Source organism: Enterobacter mori (assembly GCF_025244905.1).
Taxonomy (GTDB): domain Bacteria; phylum Pseudomonadota; class Gammaproteobacteria; order Enterobacterales; family Enterobacteriaceae; genus Enterobacter; species Enterobacter mori_A.
On the sequence record NZ_CP104285.1, the window covers coordinates 645622 to 664335 of the forward strand.

17 protein-coding genes and 1 other annotated feature are annotated in these 18714 nt (G+C 55.2%); of the genes, 13 read left to right on the plus strand and 4 right to left on the minus strand.

From position 1 onward, the window contains the following. Positions 1–22: 22 nt before the first annotated feature. The gene (gene arcA, locus N2K86_RS03110; RefSeq protein ID WP_003856501.1) at positions 23–739 is read right to left on the minus strand and encodes a two-component system response regulator ArcA; all 717 of its coding nucleotides are present in this window, start codon (positions 737–739) and stop codon (positions 23–25) included. Between the two features lie 95 nt (positions 740–834). Here arcA and yjjY point away from each other — a divergent pair, with 95 nt between their 5' ends. From yjjY to N2K86_RS03145, 7 genes are all read left to right on the plus strand, one after another. Next, the gene (gene yjjY, locus N2K86_RS03115) at positions 835–975 is read left to right on the plus strand and encodes a protein YjjY (RefSeq protein ID WP_085928893.1); all 141 of its coding nucleotides are present in this window, start codon (positions 835–837) and stop codon (positions 973–975) included. 399 nt (positions 976–1374) lie between these two features. Further along, positions 1375–2061 carry a tRNA/rRNA methyltransferase gene (locus tag N2K86_RS03120; RefSeq protein WP_260660431.1) on the plus strand — a complete coding sequence of 229 codons (687 nt, stop codon included), beginning with the start codon at positions 1375–1377 and terminating at the stop codon, positions 2059–2061. A 211-nt stretch (positions 2062–2272) separates the two neighbouring features. Continuing rightward, positions 2273–2341 carry a thr operon leader peptide gene (gene thrL, locus N2K86_RS03125; RefSeq protein WP_260661623.1) on the plus strand — a complete coding sequence of 23 codons (69 nt, stop codon included), beginning with the start codon at positions 2273–2275 and terminating at the stop codon, positions 2339–2341. Further along, positions 2280–2397 (plus strand) — a sequence feature (Thr leader region). Its footprint overlaps the gene before it by 62 nt. Positions 2398–2421: 24 nt before the next feature. Beyond that, entirely contained in the window at positions 2422–4884 is a 2463-nt protein-coding gene (gene thrA, locus N2K86_RS03130) for a bifunctional aspartate kinase/homoserine dehydrogenase I (protein WP_260660432.1), read from the plus strand. A 1-nt stretch (position 4885) separates the two neighbouring features. Then, complete coding sequence (thrB, locus tag N2K86_RS03135) at positions 4886–5815, plus strand: homoserine kinase (protein ID WP_260660433.1); 930 nt, start codon at positions 4886–4888, stop codon at positions 5813–5815. 3 nt (positions 5816–5818) lie between these two features. After that, positions 5819–7105 (plus strand): threonine synthase, encoded by a 1287-nt coding sequence (thrC, locus tag N2K86_RS03140; protein WP_260660434.1) that lies wholly within the window; start codon positions 5819–5821, stop codon positions 7103–7105. A gap of 292 nt (positions 7106–7397) precedes the next feature. Continuing rightward, complete coding sequence (locus N2K86_RS03145) at positions 7398–7700, plus strand: DUF2502 domain-containing protein (protein WP_260660435.1); 303 nt, start codon at positions 7398–7400, stop codon at positions 7698–7700. Between the two features lie 32 nt (positions 7701–7732). Here N2K86_RS03145 and yaaA read toward each other — a convergent pair whose 3' ends face one another. Together yaaA and N2K86_RS03155 are read right to left on the minus strand one after the other, a co-directional pair. Further along, positions 7733–8506 (minus strand): peroxide stress protein YaaA, encoded by a 774-nt coding sequence (yaaA, locus tag N2K86_RS03150; RefSeq protein ID WP_260660436.1) that lies wholly within the window; start codon positions 8504–8506, stop codon positions 7733–7735. A gap of 66 nt (positions 8507–8572) precedes the next feature. Beyond that, complete coding sequence (locus N2K86_RS03155) at positions 8573–10003, minus strand: alanine/glycine:cation symporter family protein (RefSeq protein WP_260660437.1); 1431 nt, start codon at positions 10001–10003, stop codon at positions 8573–8575. 262 nt (positions 10004–10265) lie between these two features. Here N2K86_RS03155 and tal point away from each other — a divergent pair, with 262 nt between their 5' ends. The 3 genes from tal to N2K86_RS03170 all read left to right on the plus strand — a co-directional run bounded on the left by tal (position 10266) and on the right by N2K86_RS03170 (position 13362). Further along, positions 10266–11219, plus strand: coding sequence for a transaldolase (gene tal / locus N2K86_RS03160; RefSeq protein WP_260660438.1), 954 nt, complete (start codon positions 10266–10268; stop codon positions 11217–11219). A 110-nt stretch (positions 11220–11329) separates the two neighbouring features. Then, entirely contained in the window at positions 11330–11917 is a 588-nt protein-coding gene (gene mog / locus N2K86_RS03165; protein ID WP_260660439.1) for a molybdopterin adenylyltransferase, read from the plus strand. A gap of 122 nt (positions 11918–12039) precedes the next feature. Beyond that, positions 12040–13362, plus strand: a complete 1323-nt coding sequence (locus N2K86_RS03170; RefSeq protein WP_260660440.1) for an MFS transporter — start codon at positions 12040–12042, stop codon at positions 13360–13362. Here the strand turns inward: N2K86_RS03170 and satP are convergent. Further along, complete coding sequence (gene satP / locus N2K86_RS03175) at positions 13339–13905, minus strand: acetate uptake transporter (RefSeq protein ID WP_010427072.1); 567 nt, start codon at positions 13903–13905, stop codon at positions 13339–13341. The two genes, N2K86_RS03170 and satP, sit on opposite strands and share 24 nt — an antisense overlap. A 296-nt stretch (positions 13906–14201) precedes the next feature. Between satP and dnaK the strand changes: the two genes are divergently transcribed. From dnaK to nhaA, 3 genes are all read left to right on the plus strand, one after another. Beyond that, on the plus strand, positions 14202–16115 hold the full coding sequence (gene dnaK, locus N2K86_RS03180; RefSeq protein WP_260660441.1) for a molecular chaperone DnaK: 1914 nt from the start codon (positions 14202–14204) through the stop codon (positions 16113–16115). Positions 16116–16199: 84 nt separating this feature from the next. After that, complete coding sequence (gene dnaJ, locus N2K86_RS03185) at positions 16200–17345, plus strand: molecular chaperone DnaJ (protein ID WP_010427068.1); 1146 nt, start codon at positions 16200–16202, stop codon at positions 17343–17345. Positions 17346–17518: 173 nt separating this feature from the next. Beyond that, entirely contained in the window at positions 17519–18694 is a 1176-nt protein-coding gene (gene nhaA / locus N2K86_RS03190) for a Na+/H+ antiporter NhaA (protein WP_260660442.1), read from the plus strand. The last annotated feature ends 20 nt before the right edge of the window (positions 18695–18714 follow it).

Consider the following 18714-nt stretch of genomic DNA (forward strand, 5'->3'; position numbering starts at 1 on the left):
TTTTAATGCGTTAACTGCGGGATTACTCCTGCAGATCACCACAGAAACGGTACCCTTCGCCGTGGATCGTGGCGATGATTTCCGGCGTATCTGGCGTAGATTCGAAATGCTTACGAATACGACGGATGGTCACGTCTACGGTACGGTCATGCGGCTTCAGCTCGCGACCGGTCATTTTCTTCAGCAGTTCTGCACGGGACTGAATTTTGCCCGGGTTTTCGCAGAAGTGCAGCATCGCGCGGAATTCACTGCGCGGCAGTTTATACTGCTCGCCGTTCGGGCTAATCAGCGAACGGCTATTGATATCAAGTTCCCAGCCGTTGAATTTGTAGCTGTCTACGCTACGACGCTCTTCGCTGACCGTTCCCAGGTTCATGGTGCGGGACAGCAGGTTGCGTGCACGAATGGTTAACTCGCGAGGATTGAACGGCTTGGTGATGTAGTCATCCGCACCGATTTCCAGGCCAAGAATTTTATCAACTTCGTTATCACGGCCCGTCAGGAACATTAACGCGACGTTCGCCTGCTCGCGCAGTTCGCGCGCCAGAAGAAGGCCGTTTTTGCCTGGCAGGTTAATGTCCATAATGACCAGGTTGATATCATTTTCAGAAAGGATCTGATGCATCTCTGCGCCATCGGTCGCTTCAAAGACATCGTAGCCTTCTGCTTCGAAAATGCTCTTTAACGTGTTGCGTGTTACCAACTCGTCTTCAACGATAAGAATGTGCGGGGTCTGCATGTTTGCTACCTAAATTGCCAACTAAATCGAAACAGGAAGTACAAAAGTCCCTGACCTGCCTGATGCATGTCGCAAATTAACATGATCGGCTTAACGTGACTAAAGTACGTAATTGCGTTCTTGATGCACTTTCCATCAACGTCAACAACATCATTAGCTTGGTCTTGGGTACTTTCCCTTTGGACCCGACAGTGTCAAAAACGGCTGTCATCCTAACCATTTTAACAGCAACATAACAGGCTAAGTGACACCGGACACCCAATAAAACTACGCTTCGTTGACATATATCAAGTTCAATTGTAGCACGTTAACAGTTTGATGAAATCATCGTATCTGAATGCTAGCCTTTGTCACAAATTTTCAATAAACCAACTAGTTGCGGACATTGATTGATAAACAATACGAATCCAATTAAGAATAGGCATTCACACAGTCATTATCATTATAAAACATATGGATAATACCTGTCTGTTAACATTCTAACTGATTGTTCATCCACAAAATAGTTTAGCGTTTTTAATTTGTTATGAAACGCTATTTCGGTGATTTGTGTTGCAATTTTGTAAATTCGTGCTGCGTAATATGTTGAGGCGCATCACATTTTTACCCGCTAACTGCTTAAAAAGAGAGCATAAATGCATCTGTCGATTGTGCTGGTAGCTCCAGCAAGACCCGAAAACATAGGCGCTGCCGCGCGTGCCATGAAGACCATGGGTTTTACCGATTTACGTATCGTGGACAGCACGGCCCACCTGGAGCCTGCGGCACGTTGGGTGGCACATGGTTCAGGCGATATTCTCGATAATATAACCACTTACGCGACGCTTGCTGATGCGCTGCACGACATTTCATTTACCGTTGCAACCACCGCGCGCAGCCGGGCGAAGTTCCATTATTACGCCACACCCGCGGAGCTGGTGCCCATGTTGAGTGAGAAAAGCCAGTGGCTGGAGAAAGCCGCGCTGGTGTTTGGGCGTGAAGATTCCGGGCTGACCAATGAAGAGCTGGAACTGGCGGATGTGCTGACAGGCGCGCCGATGATTGCCGATTATCCTTCTCTCAATTTAGGCCAGGCGGTGATGGTCTATTGCTATCAATTAGCATCCTTAATACAAATTCCGCAGCCGCCTGTTACAGGTACCGATGAAAATCAGCTGGCTGCACTTCGCGCGCGCGTGGAAAACCTGCTCATGCAGCTGGGTGTGGCTGACGATCAAAAAATGGTCGACTGGCTACAGCAGCGTTTGGGCCGTCTTGAGCAACGCGACACGGCAATGCTGCACCGTTTGCTGCACGATATTGAAAAAAAATTGGCCGAGTAAAGTGCTGTCATGCATTTTTATTATGGTGTAATCATCTGATGCTAAGGGTTGCTTTTGGGGTATTCGGATGAAAATAAATCCGACGGCAGCGGGACGTGAGAGTCATCCGAATTGTGATCAAATTAAAAATTCGTTGACTTAAGATGCCCGATCCTTTAACCCTAAAAGAATACAGCACAGACAGATAATAATGACAGAGTACACAACATCCATGAAACGCATCAGCATCAACACCATTACCACAACCATCATCATTACCACAGGTAACGATGCGGGCTGACGCGTACAGGAAAAACAAAAAAAAGCCCGCACCTGAACAGTGCGGGCTTTTTTTTCGGCTAAAGGAAACGAGGTAGAACCATGCGAGTGTTGAAGTTCGGCGGTACATCAGTGGCAAATGCAGAACGTTTTCTGCGTGTTGCCGATATCCTGGAAAGCAACGCCAGGCAGGGGCAGGTTGCGACCGTGCTCTCTGCCCCGGCAAAAATCACAAACCATCTGGTGGCGATGATTGAAAAAACCATCGGTGGCCAGGATGCACTCCCGAACATCAGCGACGCCGAGCGCATCTTCGCTGACCTGCTGCAAGGGCTGGCAGAGGCGCTGCCTGGCTTCCCGCACGCTCAGCTGAAGTCCTTCGTTGAGCAGGAATTCGCGCAAATCAAACACGTCCTGCACGGCATCAGCCTCCTCGGTCAGTGCCCGGACAGCATCAACGCGGCGCTGATCTGCCGGGGCGAAAAACTCTCAATCGCCATCATGGCGGGCGTGCTGGAAGCGCGCGGCCATAACGTGACCGTGATCGACCCGGTAGAAAAACTGCTGGCGGTGGGCCACTACCTCGAATCCACCGTTGATATTGCCGAATCAACCCGCCGTATCGCCGCGAGCAAAATCCCGTCTGACCACATGATCCTGATGGCAGGCTTCACCGCCGGTAACGAGAAGGGCGAGCTGGTGGTGCTGGGCCGTAACGGCTCCGACTACTCCGCCGCCGTGCTGGCCGCCTGTTTACGCGCAGACTGTTGTGAGATCTGGACCGATGTTGATGGCGTTTATACCTGCGACCCGCGCCAGGTTCCGGACGCCAGGCTGCTCAAGTCGATGTCGTACCAGGAAGCGATGGAGCTTTCCTACTTCGGCGCTAAAGTGCTTCACCCGCGTACCATCTCCCCGATTGCCCAGTTCCAGATCCCTTGCCTGATTAAAAACACCGGTAACCCGCAGGCGCCGGGTACGTTGATTGGGGCGAGTACTGATGAAGACGGTCTGCCGGTGAAAGGCATCTCCAACCTCAACAATATGGCGATGTTCAGCGTCTCCGGCCCGGGGATGAAAGGGATGGTCGGCATGGCGGCGCGCGTTTTTGCAGCCATGTCCCGCAACGGTATCTCGGTGGTGCTGATCACCCAGTCCTCTTCTGAATACAGCATCAGCTTCTGCGTGCCGCAGGCTGACTGCCTGCGCGCCCGTCGCGCGCTGGAGGAGGAGTTTTATCTGGAGCTGAAAGAAGAGCTCCTGGAGCCGCTCTCCATTCAGGAGCGTCTGGCGATCATCTCTGTGGTCGGCGACGGTATGCGCACGCTGCGCGGTATCTCCGCCAAGTTCTTTGCCGCGCTGGCGCGCGCCAATATCAATATCGTGGCGATTGCCCAGGGCTCGTCAGAGCGTTCAATTTCTGTTGTCGTGGACAACGATGACGCTACCACCGGCGTACGCGTGGTTCACCAGATGCTGTTCAACACCGATCAGGTCATCGAGCTGTTCCTGATTGGCGTGGGGGGCGTGGGCGGCGCGCTGCTGGAGCAGGTGAAGCGTCAGCAGGAGTGGCTGAAGAAGAAACATATCGATCTGCGCGTCTGCGGGATTGCCAACTCCAGAGCGTTGCTGACCAACGTGCATGGCCTTAACCTGGAAAACTGGCAGGCCGAGATGAACGAGGCGAAAGATCCGTTCAACCTGGGCCGCCTGATCCGTCTGGTGAAAGAGTACCATCTGCTTAACCCGGTGATTGTCGACTGTACCTCGAACCAGGCGGTTGCCGATCAGTACGCCGACTTCCTGCGCGAAGGTTTCCACGTGGTAACGCCGAACAAAAAGGCCAACACCTCGTCGATGGATTACTATCACCAGCTGCGTCTGGCGGCGAGCAAGTCGCGCCGCAAGTTCCTGTACGACACCAACGTGGGCGCGGGGCTGCCGGTTATCGAGAACCTGCAAAACCTGCTGAACGCGGGCGATGAACTGCAGCGTTTCTCCGGTATTCTCTCCGGCTCGCTGTCGTTTATCTTCGGCAAGCTGGATGAAGGGATGAGCCTGTCGGAAGCCACCCGCGCCGCGCGTGAACTGGGCTATACCGAGCCGGATCCGCGTGACGACCTTTCCGGCATGGACGTGGCGCGCAAGCTGCTGATCCTCGCGCGTGAAACGGGCCGCGAGCTCGAGCTTTCGGATATCGTGATTGAACCTGTGCTACCAGCAGAGTTTGATGACGGCGGTGACGTCAGCGCCTTTATGGCGAATTTGCCGCAGCTTGACGATGCTTTTGCTGCCCGTGTGGCGAAAGCCCGTGATGAAGGTAAGGTATTGCGCTATGTTGGCAACATTGAAGAAGATGGCGTGTGCCGGGTGAAGATTGCCGAAGTGGATGGCAACGACCCGCTGTACAAAGTCAAAAACGGCGAAAACGCCCTCGCGTTTTACAGCCACTATTATCAGCCATTGCCGCTGGTGCTTCGCGGCTATGGCGCAGGGAACGATGTTACAGCGGCGGGTGTGTTTGCCGATCTGCTGCGTACCCTGTCATGGAAGTTAGGAGTTTAACATGGTCAAAGTTTATGCCCCGGCTTCCAGCGCCAATATGAGCGTCGGATTTGACGTGCTGGGCGCGGCGGTCACGCCGGTGGATGGTTCGCTGCTGGGCGATACGGTAACGGTGGAGGCGGCAGACAGCTTCAGCCTGAATAACGTGGGCCGCTTCGCCTGCAAGCTGCCGTCCGAGCCGCGCGAAAATATCGTTTATCAGTGCTGGGAACGCTTCTGTCAGGAGATCGGCAAAAACGTGCCGGTCGCCATGACGCTGGAAAAAAGCATGCCGATCGGCTCGGGCCTGGGCTCCAGCGCCTGCTCCGTGGTCGCCGCGCTGGTGGCGATGAACGAGCACTGCGGCAAGCCGCTGAACAACAGCCGTCTGCTGGGGCTGATGGGCGAGCTGGAAGGGCGCATCTCCGGCAGCATTCATTATGACAACGTGGCGCCGTGCTTCCTGGGGGGCATGCAGCTGATGATCGAAGAAAATGGCATCATCAGCCAGCAGGTGCCAGGGTTTGATGAGTGGCAGTGGGTGCTGGCCTATCCGGGCATTAAGGTCTCTACCGCGGAAGCGCGTGCGATCCTGCCCGCGCAGTATCGTCGTCAGGACTGTATCGCCCACGGGCGTCATCTGGCGGGCTTCATTCACGCCTGCTATACCCGACAGCCGCAGCTGGCGGCGAAGCTGATGAAAGACGTCATTGCCGAGCCGTACCGCACGAAGCTGCTGCCCGGTTTTAACGAGGCGCGACAGGCCTCGATGGATATCGGCGCGCAGGCGTGCGGCATCTCCGGCTCCGGCCCGACGCTGTTCGCCCTGTGCGACAAGCCAGACACCGCGCAGCGCGTGGCGGACTGGCTCTCTAAACACTACCTGCAAAATCAGGAAGGCTTTGTTCATATTTGCCGTCTGGACACGGCTGGCGCACGAGTACTGGGATAATCAATGAAACTCTATAACCTTAAAGATCATAACGAGCAGGTCAGCTTCGCGCAGGCGGTAACTCAGGGACTGGGCAAAAATCAGGGGCTATTTTTCCCCCATGACCTGCCGGAATTTCAGCTGACCGACATTGACGAGCTGCTGAAGCAGGACTTTGTCACCCGCAGCACCAAAATTCTCTCGGCGTTTATTGGCGACGAAATCCCGCAGGAGCTGCTGGAAGAGCGCGTGCGTGCGGCGTTTGCTTTCCCGGCGCCGGTGAAGCAGGTTGAGCCTGACGTTGGCTGCCTGGAACTGTTCCACGGCCCGACGCTGGCGTTCAAAGACTTCGGCGGTCGCTTTATGGCGCAGATGCTGACCCACATCAGCGGCGATAAGCCGGTGACCATCCTGACCGCGACCTCCGGCGACACCGGCGCGGCGGTGGCTCACGCGTTCTACGGCCTGAAAAACGTCCGCGTAGTGATCCTCTACCCGAAAGGCAAAATCAGCCCGCTGCAGGAAAAACTGTTCTGTACGCTCGGCGGCAACATTGAAACCGTGGCGATCGACGGCGATTTCGATGCCTGTCAGGCGCTGGTCAAGCAGGCCTTCGACGACGAAGAGCTGAAGGTGGCCCTGGGTCTGAACTCTGCCAACTCCATCAACATCAGCCGTCTGCTGGCGCAGATCTGCTACTACTTCGAGGCGGTGGCGCAGCTGCCGCAGGAAGCGCGCAACCAGCTGGTGATCTCCGTGCCGAGCGGTAACTTCGGTGACCTGACGGCGGGCCTGCTGGCGAAATCCCTGGGTCTGCCGGTGAAACGCTTTATCGCCGCCACCAACGCCAACGACACCGTGCCGCGCTTCCTGAAAGACGGGAAGTGGGCGCCGAACGCCACGCAGGCAACGCTCTCTAATGCGATGGATGTGTCACAGCCGAACAACTGGCCGCGCGTGGAAGAGCTGTTCCGCCGTAAGATCTGGCGTCTGGGTGACCTGGGCTACGCCGCGGTGACGGATGAAACCACCAAAGCGACCATGCGCGAGCTGAAAGCGGTGGGGTACACCTCTGAACCGCACGCGGCGATTGCTTACCGCGCGCTGCGCGACCAGCTTAACCCGGGTGAATACGGCCTGTTCCTGGGCACCGCGCATCCGGCGAAGTTCAAAGAGAGCGTGGAAGCGATTCTGGGCGAAACGCTGCCGCTGCCAAAAGAGCTGGCCGAGCGTGCCGATCTGCCGCTGCTCTCCCACGAGCTGCCGGCGGACTTTGCCGCGCTGCGTAAGCTGATGATGACCCGAGCATAATTTTTGTCGGGTGCGGCTACGCCTTACCCGACCTACACCGGCTCAGAACGTAGGCCGGGCAAGCGCAGCGCCACCCGGCAACAGCAGCACCGAGCCGTAGGCCGGGTAAGGCGAAGCCGCCACCCGGCTTTTTTGTGAAGAAATTAAGGAGAAATAACGCAGGAAAAAAGTAGAAATTCCCAATAAATGCGGTCACTTAGCGTTTAGGATTGCAGAGAATAACATCCCCCGTTCCCCTCGCGTAATCTCCTTACATCGGCCCACGTTGGGCAAGACGAATAAGGAGTCACCTATGTCTAAACTGAAACCTGCACTCATCGCGCTTTCACTGATGCTGGTCGCTCCCATGGCGGTACAGGCTTCCGAAATTACCCTCGTCCCTGCGGTAAAACTGCAGATTGGCGACCGGGATAACAATGGGCACTACTGGGACGGTGGCCGCTGGCGCGACCACGACTGGTGGAAGGCGCACTATGACTGGCGCGATAACCACTGGCGTCCGCATGATGAAAAGCGTAAACATGACAACCGCCATGATGACCATCACCACGATGACCACCGTGACGATCGCGGCCCGGACTGGAAACACCATTAATGCAAAACCCCGCCAACTGGCGGGGTTTGTTTTTACTGCTCGTGGCGCTTAAACACCAGTTCGCCTTTCCCTGACGCTTCTTCGTCAAAGAAATAACCTTCGCTGTTAAATCCGGTCAGCTGCTCCGGATTTGTCAGGCGGTTCTGGATGATGTAGCGGCTCATCAACCCGCGCGCTTTCTTGGCGTAGAAGCTGATCACTTTGAACTTACCGTTCTTCTCGTCGAGGAACACCGGTTTGATAATCTCCGCATCCAGATTTTTCGGTTTCACCGATTTGTAGTACTCATCGGATGCCAGGTTAATCACTACGTTATCGCCCTGAGCGCGCAGCGCCGCGTTCAGTTTGTCGGTAATGATATCGCCCCAGAAATGGTACAGATCTTTGCCTTTGGCATTCTCCAGGCGGATACCCATCTCCAGACGATAGGGCTGCATCAGGTCCAGCGGGCGCAGAACGCCGTACAGGCCTGACAGCATACGCAGATGCTGCTGGGCAAAATCGAAATCGGATTCGCTAAAATCTTCCGCCTGCAGGCCGGTATAGACATCGCCTTTAAAGGCCAGAATCGCCTGGCGTGCATTAGCCGGGGTGAAATCCGGGTGCCACTCGTGAAAGCGGGTGGCGTTCAGGTCTGCCAGCTTGTCGCTGATGCTCATCAGCGAGGCGATTTGGGGCGCAGAGAGCTTACGCGCTTCGCGGATCAGCTGTTGCGAGTAGTCCAGCAGTTCAGGCTGGGTATAGCGCTCGGTGGCGAGCGGGCTCTGGTAATCGAGCGTTTTTGCAGGTGAAATCAGAATCAGCATATCCAGTCCTTGCAGGAAATTTAGAGCGACTTTAGCAAAAAATCGCTCTGAATTGATCGATAGCTGTTATTGCCGCGGCAAATCATCCCAGGAGCCGGGGGCAAGCTGCGCTTCTATTTCGGGATAGCGGGTGGGATCAAACACGGGTTTAAGGCCCAGCTTGCGCTGACGCAGATAGTCCTGAGCAATGAGCGTCACCACCGGAGAAAGCAGCAAAATTGCCGTCAGGTTGGTGATCGCCATCAGCGCCATAATCACGTCCGCCAGTTGCCAGACCACCGGCATGCTGAGCAGGGCACCCGTCATTATCATGGCGATGACACCCGCGCGAAGCACGTTGCGCGAATGCCGCGAATCAAGCTTCAGGAAGATCAGGTTGTTCTCCGCGTAGAGATAGTTCACCGTGATCGAACTAAACGCAAAAAGACCCACGATCAATGAGACGAAACCGGCTCCCCAGCCACCCACAAGATTGACCAGCGCCTGCTGAACAAGCTGTATCCCGACGGTACCAGAGGGATGGGGAAGGGGCCCCGACAGCAGAATGATCATTGCGCTGGCGGAGCAGATAATAATGGTGTCCGTGAACACACCAATCATCTGCACAATGCCCTGCGCTGCAGGATGGGGAGGCCAGGACGCCGCCGCTGCGGCTGCGTTGGGCGTTGAACCCATACCGGCTTCGTTCGAGAACATGCCCCGCTGAAATCCTGCCGTGAGTGCCTGACTGACGGTATAACCCAGCGCGCCTGAGGCCGCTTCGCGCCAGCCGAACGCGCTTTCAAAGATAGCGGCGATGACGTCCGGCAACTGATCGATGTGCAGTACGGTAACGAACAGACTGGCGGCGACCCACAGGAGGGCCATAACCGGAACCAACCATTGCATCAGGCGGGCCACGCCTTTGAGACCGGCATATATCGTCAGCAGGGTGAGAAGCGCTAAAACGGCACCGGTTACCCATTCCGGGCAGGCAAAGGCATATCGCATGGCATGCGCCACGGAGTTTGCCTGGACGGTGTTAAAAATCAGGCCATAGGCGATGAGTAAGAAGAGCGAAAACAGGACGCCCATCCAGCGCATCCCCAGTCCACGGGCCATATACCAGGCCGGACCGCCGCGAAACTGATCGTTTTTGTCTTTCTCTTTATAGAGTTGAGCGAGCGAGCATTCAGCGAACGAGGTCGCCATGCCGATAATCGCCGTGACCCACATCCAGAATACGGCACCGGGACCACCCGCACTGATGGCCAGCGCAACGCCAGCCAGATTACCGCTGCCGACCCGCGCGGCGAGACTGGTGCAGAGTGCCTGAAATGAGGTTAATCCACCCGGCTGTGGGGTGATGCTATTTTTCAGACTTCTGCCAAACTTGCGAATATAACGAAACTGGATAAAACCACTGCGCAGCGTGAACCAAATACCTGCTCCCAGGAGCAGATATATCATTATCGAACCCCAGAGGATTTCGTTAATAAAGAACAGAAAATCAGGCATTAACGTCCCTCTTGTTGATGCCAAAGTGAATATGTAAGCGCTACCACTGATTGGACATGCTGTTGATTAGCAGCCTGTTAATATTCTCAGTTTATCATACTCTGCCTAAGCGCACTGTCTGCGGTTGCGCTGCCTCTCACTCGTGTTATCATCAGGGCAGACCGGTTACATCCCCCTAACAAGTAAACCTGTCATTTTTCCGCTGCAGGCATGCTGTCGGTAGCGTGAATTATCCAGGGCACGTTAAAAGAGAAACACTATCATGACGGATAAATTGACCTCCCTTCGTCAGTTCACCACTGTCGTAGCTGACACCGGAGATATCGCGGCAATGAAGCTGTACCAGCCGCAGGATGCCACAACCAACCCTTCTCTGATCCTTAACGCCGCACAGATCCCTGAGTATCGCAAACTGATTGACGACGCTGTGACCTGGGCGAAAGCACAGAGCAACGACCGCGCGCAGCAGGTTGTGGACGCTACCGACAAGCTGGCAGTGAACATCGGTCTGGAAATCCTGAAACTGGTTCCTGGCCGTATCTCTACCGAAGTGGATGCACGTCTCTCCTACGACACCGAAGCCTCTATCGCGAAAGCGAAACGTCTGATCAAACTGTACAACGATGCTGGCATCAGCAACGACCGTATCCTGATCAAACTGGCTTCCACCTGGCAGGGCATCCGCGCTGCAGAGCAGCTGGAAAAAGACGGTATCAACTGTAACCTGACCCTGCTGTTCTCCTTCGCGCAGGCGCGTGCATGTGCAGAAGCAGGCGTATACCTGATTTCTCCGTTCGTGGGCCGTATTCTGGACTGGTACAAAGCCAACACCGATAAGAAAGAGTACGCACCGGCTGAAGATCCAGGCGTGGTTTCTGTTACTGAAATCTACGAATACTACAAACAGCACGGCTATGAGACCGTGGTTATGGGCGCGAGCTTCCGTAACGTCGGTGAAATTATCGAGCTGGCTGGCTGTGACCGCCTGACCATCGCCCCTGCGCTGCTGAAAGAGCTGGCAGAGAGCGAAGGCGTGCTTGAGCGTAAACTGTCCTACACCGGTGAAGTGAAAGCACGCCCAGAGCGCATCACTGAATCCGAGTTCCTGTGGCAGCACAACCAGGATCCAATGGCAGTAGACAAACTGGCGGACGGTATCCGTAAGTTTGCTGTTGACCAGGGCAAACTGGAAAAAATGATCGGCGATCTGCTGTAATCATTCCGCGTGACCGGGCTCCCGGTCACGCGACTTCTTTCGTACCCTGTCTGAATCCCTTCTCTGCGTGTATCATTCCCTTTAATCAGTACTTTTTGAATGGAATGGATATGAATACCTTACGCATCGGCCTCGTGTCGATTTCTGACCGCGCCTCCAGCGGTGTTTATCAGGATAAAGGCATCCCCGCTCTGGAAGAGTGGCTTGGCAGCGCGCTGACTACCCCCTTTGATATTCAGACCCGCCTGATCCCCGACGAACAGCCGATCATTGAGCAGACGCTTTGCGAGCTGGTGGACGAGATGAGCTGCCACCTTGTTCTGACGACGGGCGGAACCGGCCCCGCGCGCCGCGACGTGACGCCGGACGCGACGCTGGCGGTTGCCGATCGCGAAATGCCGGGCTTCGGTGAACAGATGCGACAGATCAGTCTACACTTTGTTCCGACGGCCATTCTTTCCCGTCAGGTAGGGGTGATCCGCAAGCAGGCGTTGATCCTTAACCTGCCAGGCCAGCCGAAGTCGATCAAAGAGACGCTGGAAGGGCTGAAAGCAGAAGATGGCAGCGTCATCGTGCACGGTATCTTTGCAAGTGTACCGTATTGTATACAACTGCTTGACGGTCCGTATGTGGAAACCGATGAGAAAGTGGTAGCAGCTTTTCGTCCTAAAAGCGCTCGCCGCGAAACAATCTCCTGAAAATAACGAGAATGTGACATTAGCGTCAACCGCAGTAGCGTGTAAACGGATTTACGATATAGTAATTTTTTCTTTACGATAACTGTAAAAATAAATCCACAACGCACGCATAATGGTTCGCTATGTCACATAACACCCGACCTCTGAATCGACAGGACTACAAAACCCTCACGCTCGCGGCCTTAGGTGGCGCGCTGGAGTTTTACGACTTTATCATCTTCGTCTTCTTCGCCGCCGTGGTGGGGGAGCTCTTCTTCCCGGCGGATATCCCGGAATGGCTGCGTCAGGTGCAAACCTTCGGCATTTTTGCCGCCGGGTATCTGGCGCGTCCGCTGGGGGGCATTGTAATGGCGCACTTTGGCGATCTGGTCGGGCGTAAGAAGATGTTCACCCTCAGTATCCTGCTGATGGCCGTGCCGACGCTGGCTATTGGTCTGCTGCCCACCTATGCCTCGATGGGGATCCTTGCGCCGTTGCTGCTGTTGCTGATGCGTATTCTCCAGGGGGCGGCCATCGGTGGTGAAGTTCCAGGTGCATGGGTATTTGTGTCTGAGCATGTGCCTGCCCGCCGCATTGGGATCGCCTGTGGAACCTTAACCGCGGGGCTCACCGTCGGGATCTTACTGGGGTCGGTAGTGGCGACGATTGTGAATACCAGCATGACGCAGCAGGCCGTGCACGACTGGGGCTGGCGTATTCCGTTCCTGCTGGGCGGGGCGTTTGGCCTGGTGGCGATGTACCTTCGCCGCTGGCTGCAGGAGACGCCGATATTCCTGGAAATGCAGCAGCGCAAAGCGCTGGCGGATGAGCTGCCGGTGAAGGCGGTTGTGGTACGCCATAAAAAAGCGGTGGTGGTGTCGATGCTGCTCACCTGGCTGCTCTCGGCGGGCATTGTAGTGGTGATATTGATGTCCCCGGTGTGGCTGCAAAAGCAGTACGGTTTCGCCCCTGCCGTGACGCTACAGGCGAACAGTATCGCGACAATTATGCTCTGCTTTGGCTGTCTGGCCGCCGGGCTGGCGGCAGATCGTTTCGGTGCCAGCGTGACCTTTATCGTCGGAAGCCTGCTGCTGGCCGCATCAAGCTGGGCGTTTTATCATCTGGCGGGCAGCCATCCTGAACAACTGTTCCTGCTGTACGGCGTGGTAGGGCTGTGTGTGGGCGTCGTGGGTGCAGTGCCTTACGTGATGGTGCGAGCCTTCCCGCCGGAAGTACGTTTCAGCGGTATCTCTTTCTCTTACAACGTGTCGTATGCCATTTTCGGTGGCCTGACCCCGATTGCGGTGACGGTGTTGATGGGCGTTTCGCCCATGGCTCCGGCCTGGTATGTGCTGGCGCTCTCGCTGATGGGGCTGGGATTAGGAATTTGGCTGAGGCAGACGCGGGAATGTCGTGCCCGCGAGGCGGGCACGACAGAGGGATCAGTGTTTTTCACCAATCGGTAGAATGGTGCGGCCGAACTGCTCGTTTAGCACTTCGCCCATTGCCAGGTAGATAGCGCTTGCGCCGCACACCAGGCCAATCCAGCCCGCAACGTGTACGATGCCTTCGTTATCCACCAGGTGGCCGATGGCCAGCAGGGCGAACAGCACGGTCAGGCTCAGGAAGACGAACTGCAGTGCGCGGTTACCTTTCAGGGTGCCGAAGAACATGAACAGGGTAAACACGCCCCACAGACCCAGGTAAACGCCCAGGAAATGCGCGTTTGCCGCGTCTGCCAGGCCCATTTTAGGCAGCAGCAGAATGGCAACCAGCGTCAGCCAGAAAGAGCCGTAGGAGGTAAAGGCGGTTAAGCCGAAGGTGTTGCCTTTCTTATATTCCAGCAGGCCCGCGAAGATTTGCGCGATACCGCCGTAAAAAATGCCCATCGCCAGAATAATGCCATCCATCGGGAACATCCCGATGTTATGCAGGTTCAGCAGGATAGTGGTCATGCCAAAACCCATCAGGCCCAGCGGAGCCGGATTAGCCAACTTAGTGTTGCCCATAAGTCCTCAAAAAAATCATCATTTATATGGTGAAATGGTTAAACCCGCGTCAATACTCCCTGACGGGGCGCGGCATAATAAGGGGCGCAATCGATGCCGTCTATGATCTCATCAGGGGGAAATTAAAATTTTTTTTATACGTCCCCCTTGATGGATGCGGTTGCGACCCCATCTTGTAAGCAACCGCAGTGTGTGGACCTGAAAAAAATCAAATCTGGGCAGTTGAAAAAGCACGTTCTGCCCTTATTACAGGTACACAACCACATGTTGACTGAATTTTTAGTGGAGACGTTTAGATGGGTAAAATTATTGGTATCGACCTGGGTACTACCAACTCTTGTGTAGCGATTATGGATGGCACTACTGCACGTGTGCTGGAGAACGCCGAGGGCGATCGCACCACGCCTTCTATCATTGCTTATACCCAGGATGGTGAAACTCTGGTTGGTCAGCCGGCTAAACGTCAGGCAGTGACAAACCCGCAAAACACCCTGTTTGCGATCAAACGCCTGATTGGCCGCCGCTTCCAGGACGAAGAAGTTCAGCGTGACGTTTCTATCATGCCTTACAAAATCATCGCGGCAGATAACGGCGATGCATGGCTTGATGTGAAAGGCACCAAAACGGCACCACCGCAGATCTCTGCTGAAGTGCTGAAGAAAATGAAGAAAACCGCTGAAGATTACCTGGGTGAGCCGGTAACTGAAGCTGTTATCACCGTACCTGCATACTTCAACGATGCTCAGCGTCAGGCAACCAAAGATGCTGGCCGTATCGCAGGTCTGGAAGTAAAACGTATCATCAACGAACCAACCGCGGCTGCACTGGCTTACGGTCTGGATAAAGAAGTTGGCAACCGTACTATCGCGGTTTACGACCTGGGTGGTGGTACTTTCGATATCTCTATTATCGAAATCGACGAAGTTGACGGCGAAAAAACCTTCGAAGTTCTGGCAACCAACGGTGATACCCACCTGGGTGGTGAAGACTTCGATACCCGTCTGATCAACTACCTCGTTGACGAGTTCAAGAAAGATCAGGGCATTGACCTGCGTAACGATCCGTTGGCCATGCAGCGCCTGAAAGAAGCCGCTGAGAAAGCGAAGATCGAGCTGTCTTCCGCTCAGCAGACCGACGTGAACCTGCCGTACATCACTGCAGACGCGACCGGTCCTAAACACATGAACATCAAAGTGACCCGTGCGAAACTGGAAAGCCTGGTAGAAGACCTGGTGAACCGTTCTATCGAGCCGCTGAAAGTTGCACTGCAGGACGCTGGCCTGTCCGTATCCGATATCCAGGACGTTATCCTGGTGGGTGGTCAGACCCGTATGCCAATGGTTCAGAAGAAAGTCGCTGAATTCTTTGGTAAAGAGCCACGTAAAGACGTTAACCCGGACGAAGCGGTAGCAATCGGTGCTGCGGTTCAGGGTGGCGTACTGACCGGTGAAGTGAAAGACGTACTGCTGCTGGACGTTACCCCGCTGTCTCTGGGTATCGAAACCATGGGCGGTGTGATGACTGCGCTCATCAACAAAAACACCACCATCCCGACGAAACACAGCCAGGTGTTCTCTACCGCTGAAGACAACCAGTCTGCGGTAACCATCCATGTGATTCAGGGTGAGCGTAAGCGTGCGGCGGATAACAAATCTCTGGGTCAGTTCAACCTGGACGGTATCAACCCGGCACCGCGCGGCATGCCGCAGATCGAAGTCACCTTCGACATCGATGCTGACGGTATCCTGCACGTGTCTGCGAAAGACAAAAACAGCGGTAAAGAGCAGAAGATCACCATCAAGGCATCTTCTGGCCTGAACGAAGCGGAAATCGAAAAAATGGTTCGTGATGCTGAAGCTAACGCGGAATCCGACCGTAAATTCGAAGAGCTGGTTCAGACCCGCAACCAGGGTGACCATCTCCTGCACAGCACCCGTAAGCAGGTTGAAGAAGCTGGCGATAAACTGCCAGCGGAAGACAAGACTGCTATCGAAGCTGCACTGACTGCGCTGGAATCCTCACTGAAAGGTGAAGATAAAGCGGATATCGAAGCGAAGATGCAGGAGCTGGCGCAGGCTTCCCAGAAGCTGGTGGAAATCGCTCAGCAGCAGCACGCTCAACAGCAGGCGGGCGCTGATGCATCTGCGAACAACGCGAAAGACGACGACGTTGTCGACGCTGAGTTCGAAGAAGTGAAAGACAAAAAATAATCGCCCTTTGAACGGGTAATTACTGGCACGGGCGAAGAGGTTTCCTCTCCGCCCGTGCACGCATGTTAGGGGCAGATAAAAAAGATGGCTAAGCAAGACTATTACGAGATTTTAGGCGTTTCCAAAACAGCGGAAGAGCGTGAAATCAAAAAGGCGTATAAGCGCCTGGCCATGAAATTCCACCCGGACCGTAACCAGGGTGATAAAGAGGCTGAAGCCAAATTTAAAGAGATCAAAGAAGCCTACGAAGTTCTGACCGATGCACAAAAACGTGCGGCCTATGACCAGTATGGTCACGCAGCCTTTGAGCAGGGCGGCATGGGTGGCGGTGGATTCGGTGGCGGCGGCTTTGGCGGTGGCGCTGATTTCAGCGATATCTTTGGCGATGTATTCGGCGACATCTTCGGCGGTGGGCGTGGTCGTCAGCGTGCAGCGCGCGGTGCAGACCTGCGCTATAACATGGACCTGACGCTGGAAGAGGCCGTTCGCGGTGTCACCAAAGAGATCCGCATCCCGACGCTGGAAGAGTGTGACGTTTGCCATGGCAGCGGCGCGAAAGCGGGTACGCAGCCACAGACCTGTCCAACCTGTCACGGTTCCGGTCAGGTGCAGATGCGCCAGGGCTTCTTCGCGGTGCAGCAGGCCTGTCCGCATTGTCACGGTCGCGGTACGCTGATTAAAGATCCGTGCACCAAATGCCACGGCCACGGTCGCGTTGAGAAAACGAAAACCCTGTCCGTTAAAATCCCGGCTGGCGTTGATACGGGCGACCGCATCCGTCTGGCAGGTGAAGGCGAAGCGGGCGAGCATGGCGCGCCAGCAGGCGATCTGTACGTTCAGGTTCAGGTGAAGCAGCACGCGATTTTTGAGCGTGAAGGCAACAACCTGTACTGCGAAGTGCCTATCAACTTCGCGATGGCGGCGCTGGGCGGTGAAATCGAAGTGCCAACGCTGGATGGTCGCGTGAACCTGAAAGTGCCAGGCGAAACCCAGACCGGTAAGCTGTTCCGCATGCGCGGGAAAGGCGTTAAATCCGTTCGCGGTGGTGCGCAGGGTGACCTGCTGTGCCGCGTCGTTGTGGAAACGCCGGTTGGCCTGAACGACAAGCAGAAACAGCTGTTGAAAGAGCTGCAGGAAAGCTTTGGCGGCCCGACGGGTGAGAAAAACAGCCCGCGCTCCAAAAGCTTCTTCGATGGCGTCAAAAAATTCTTCGATGATTTAACGCGCTAATCCGTTAGCTGTTAAGTGTCCTTAAAAAGCCCGGAAGCGATTCCGGGCTTTTTCTATTTGGAGATATAGTTCGGTAAAACTGAATCTATACTCAACATTAATCTGTTTTTGCCGAGTTGTTTGGCTTGGTATTATGGTTTTATCGAGGTATTGTTGTAAAAGAGAGAACTTAAATGAAATTACTACACCGTTTCTTTAGCAGTGAAGCGTCCGGTGGCGTGATCCTGATTATTGCTGCTGCTGCCGCGATGGTGTTGGCGAACTTAGGATTAACGCGCGATCTCTACCATGCATTTCTGGAAACGCCCGTTGAGCTGAAGGTCGGGGCGCTGGAAATCAACAAGAACATGCTGCTGTGGATCAACGATGCGCTGATGGCGGTGTTTTTCCTGCTCGTCGGGCTTGAGGTCAAGCGTGAACTGGTATCGGGCTCGCTTGCCAGCCGCCAGCGTGCCGCATTCCCGGTGATTGCCGCGCTCGGTGGGATGGTCGTTCCGGCGCTGCTCTTCCTGGCCTTCACCTGGCAGGATCCGATGGCGCGCCACGGCTGGGCTATTCCGGCCGCGACGGATATCGCCTTTGCGCTCGGGGTATTAGCCCTGCTGGGTAGCCGCGTGCCGGTGGCGCTAAAAATCTTCCTGATGGCGCTGGCGATCATCGATGACCTTGGCGCCATCGTCATTATCGCGCTGTTCTATACCAGCGATCTGTCAATCCTGTCGCTGAGCGTGGCCGCTGGGGCGATTGCGGTGCTGGCGCTACTGAACATCTTCAATGTTCGCCGCATTGGCATTTATATCCTGGTAGGAATGGTGCTCTGGACGGCGGTGTTGAAATCGGGTGTGCATGCCACGCTGGCGGGCGTTATTGTAGGCTTCCTTGTGCCGCTTAAGCCGCAGGATGGCAAATCTCCTGCAAAACAGCTGGAGCATGTGCTGCATCCGTGGGTGGCCTTTATGATCCTGCCGCTGTTTGCGTTTGCCAACGCGGGCGTTTCCCTCAGCGGCGTGACGCTGGACGGGCTGACGTCCGTGCTGCCGCTGGGCATCATTGCTGGCCTGTTTATCGGTAAGCCATTGGGGATCAGCCTCTTTTGCTGGCTGGCGATTAAACTGAAGCTGGCGTCTTTGCCTTATGGCACCACGTTTAAGCAGATTATGGCCGTGGGGGTGCTCTGCGGAATCGGGTTTACCATGTCGATCTTTATCTCGACGCTGGCATTTGGCGCGCATGCGCCTGAGCTTATCGTCTGGGCGAAACTCGGCATTCTCATCGGGTCATTACTGGCCGCCGTAATGGGTTATACCTTGTTGAAGGTGAAATTGTCCGGACAGGCCGTTCAGGCATAACGGAATACCGGGAGGAGGCG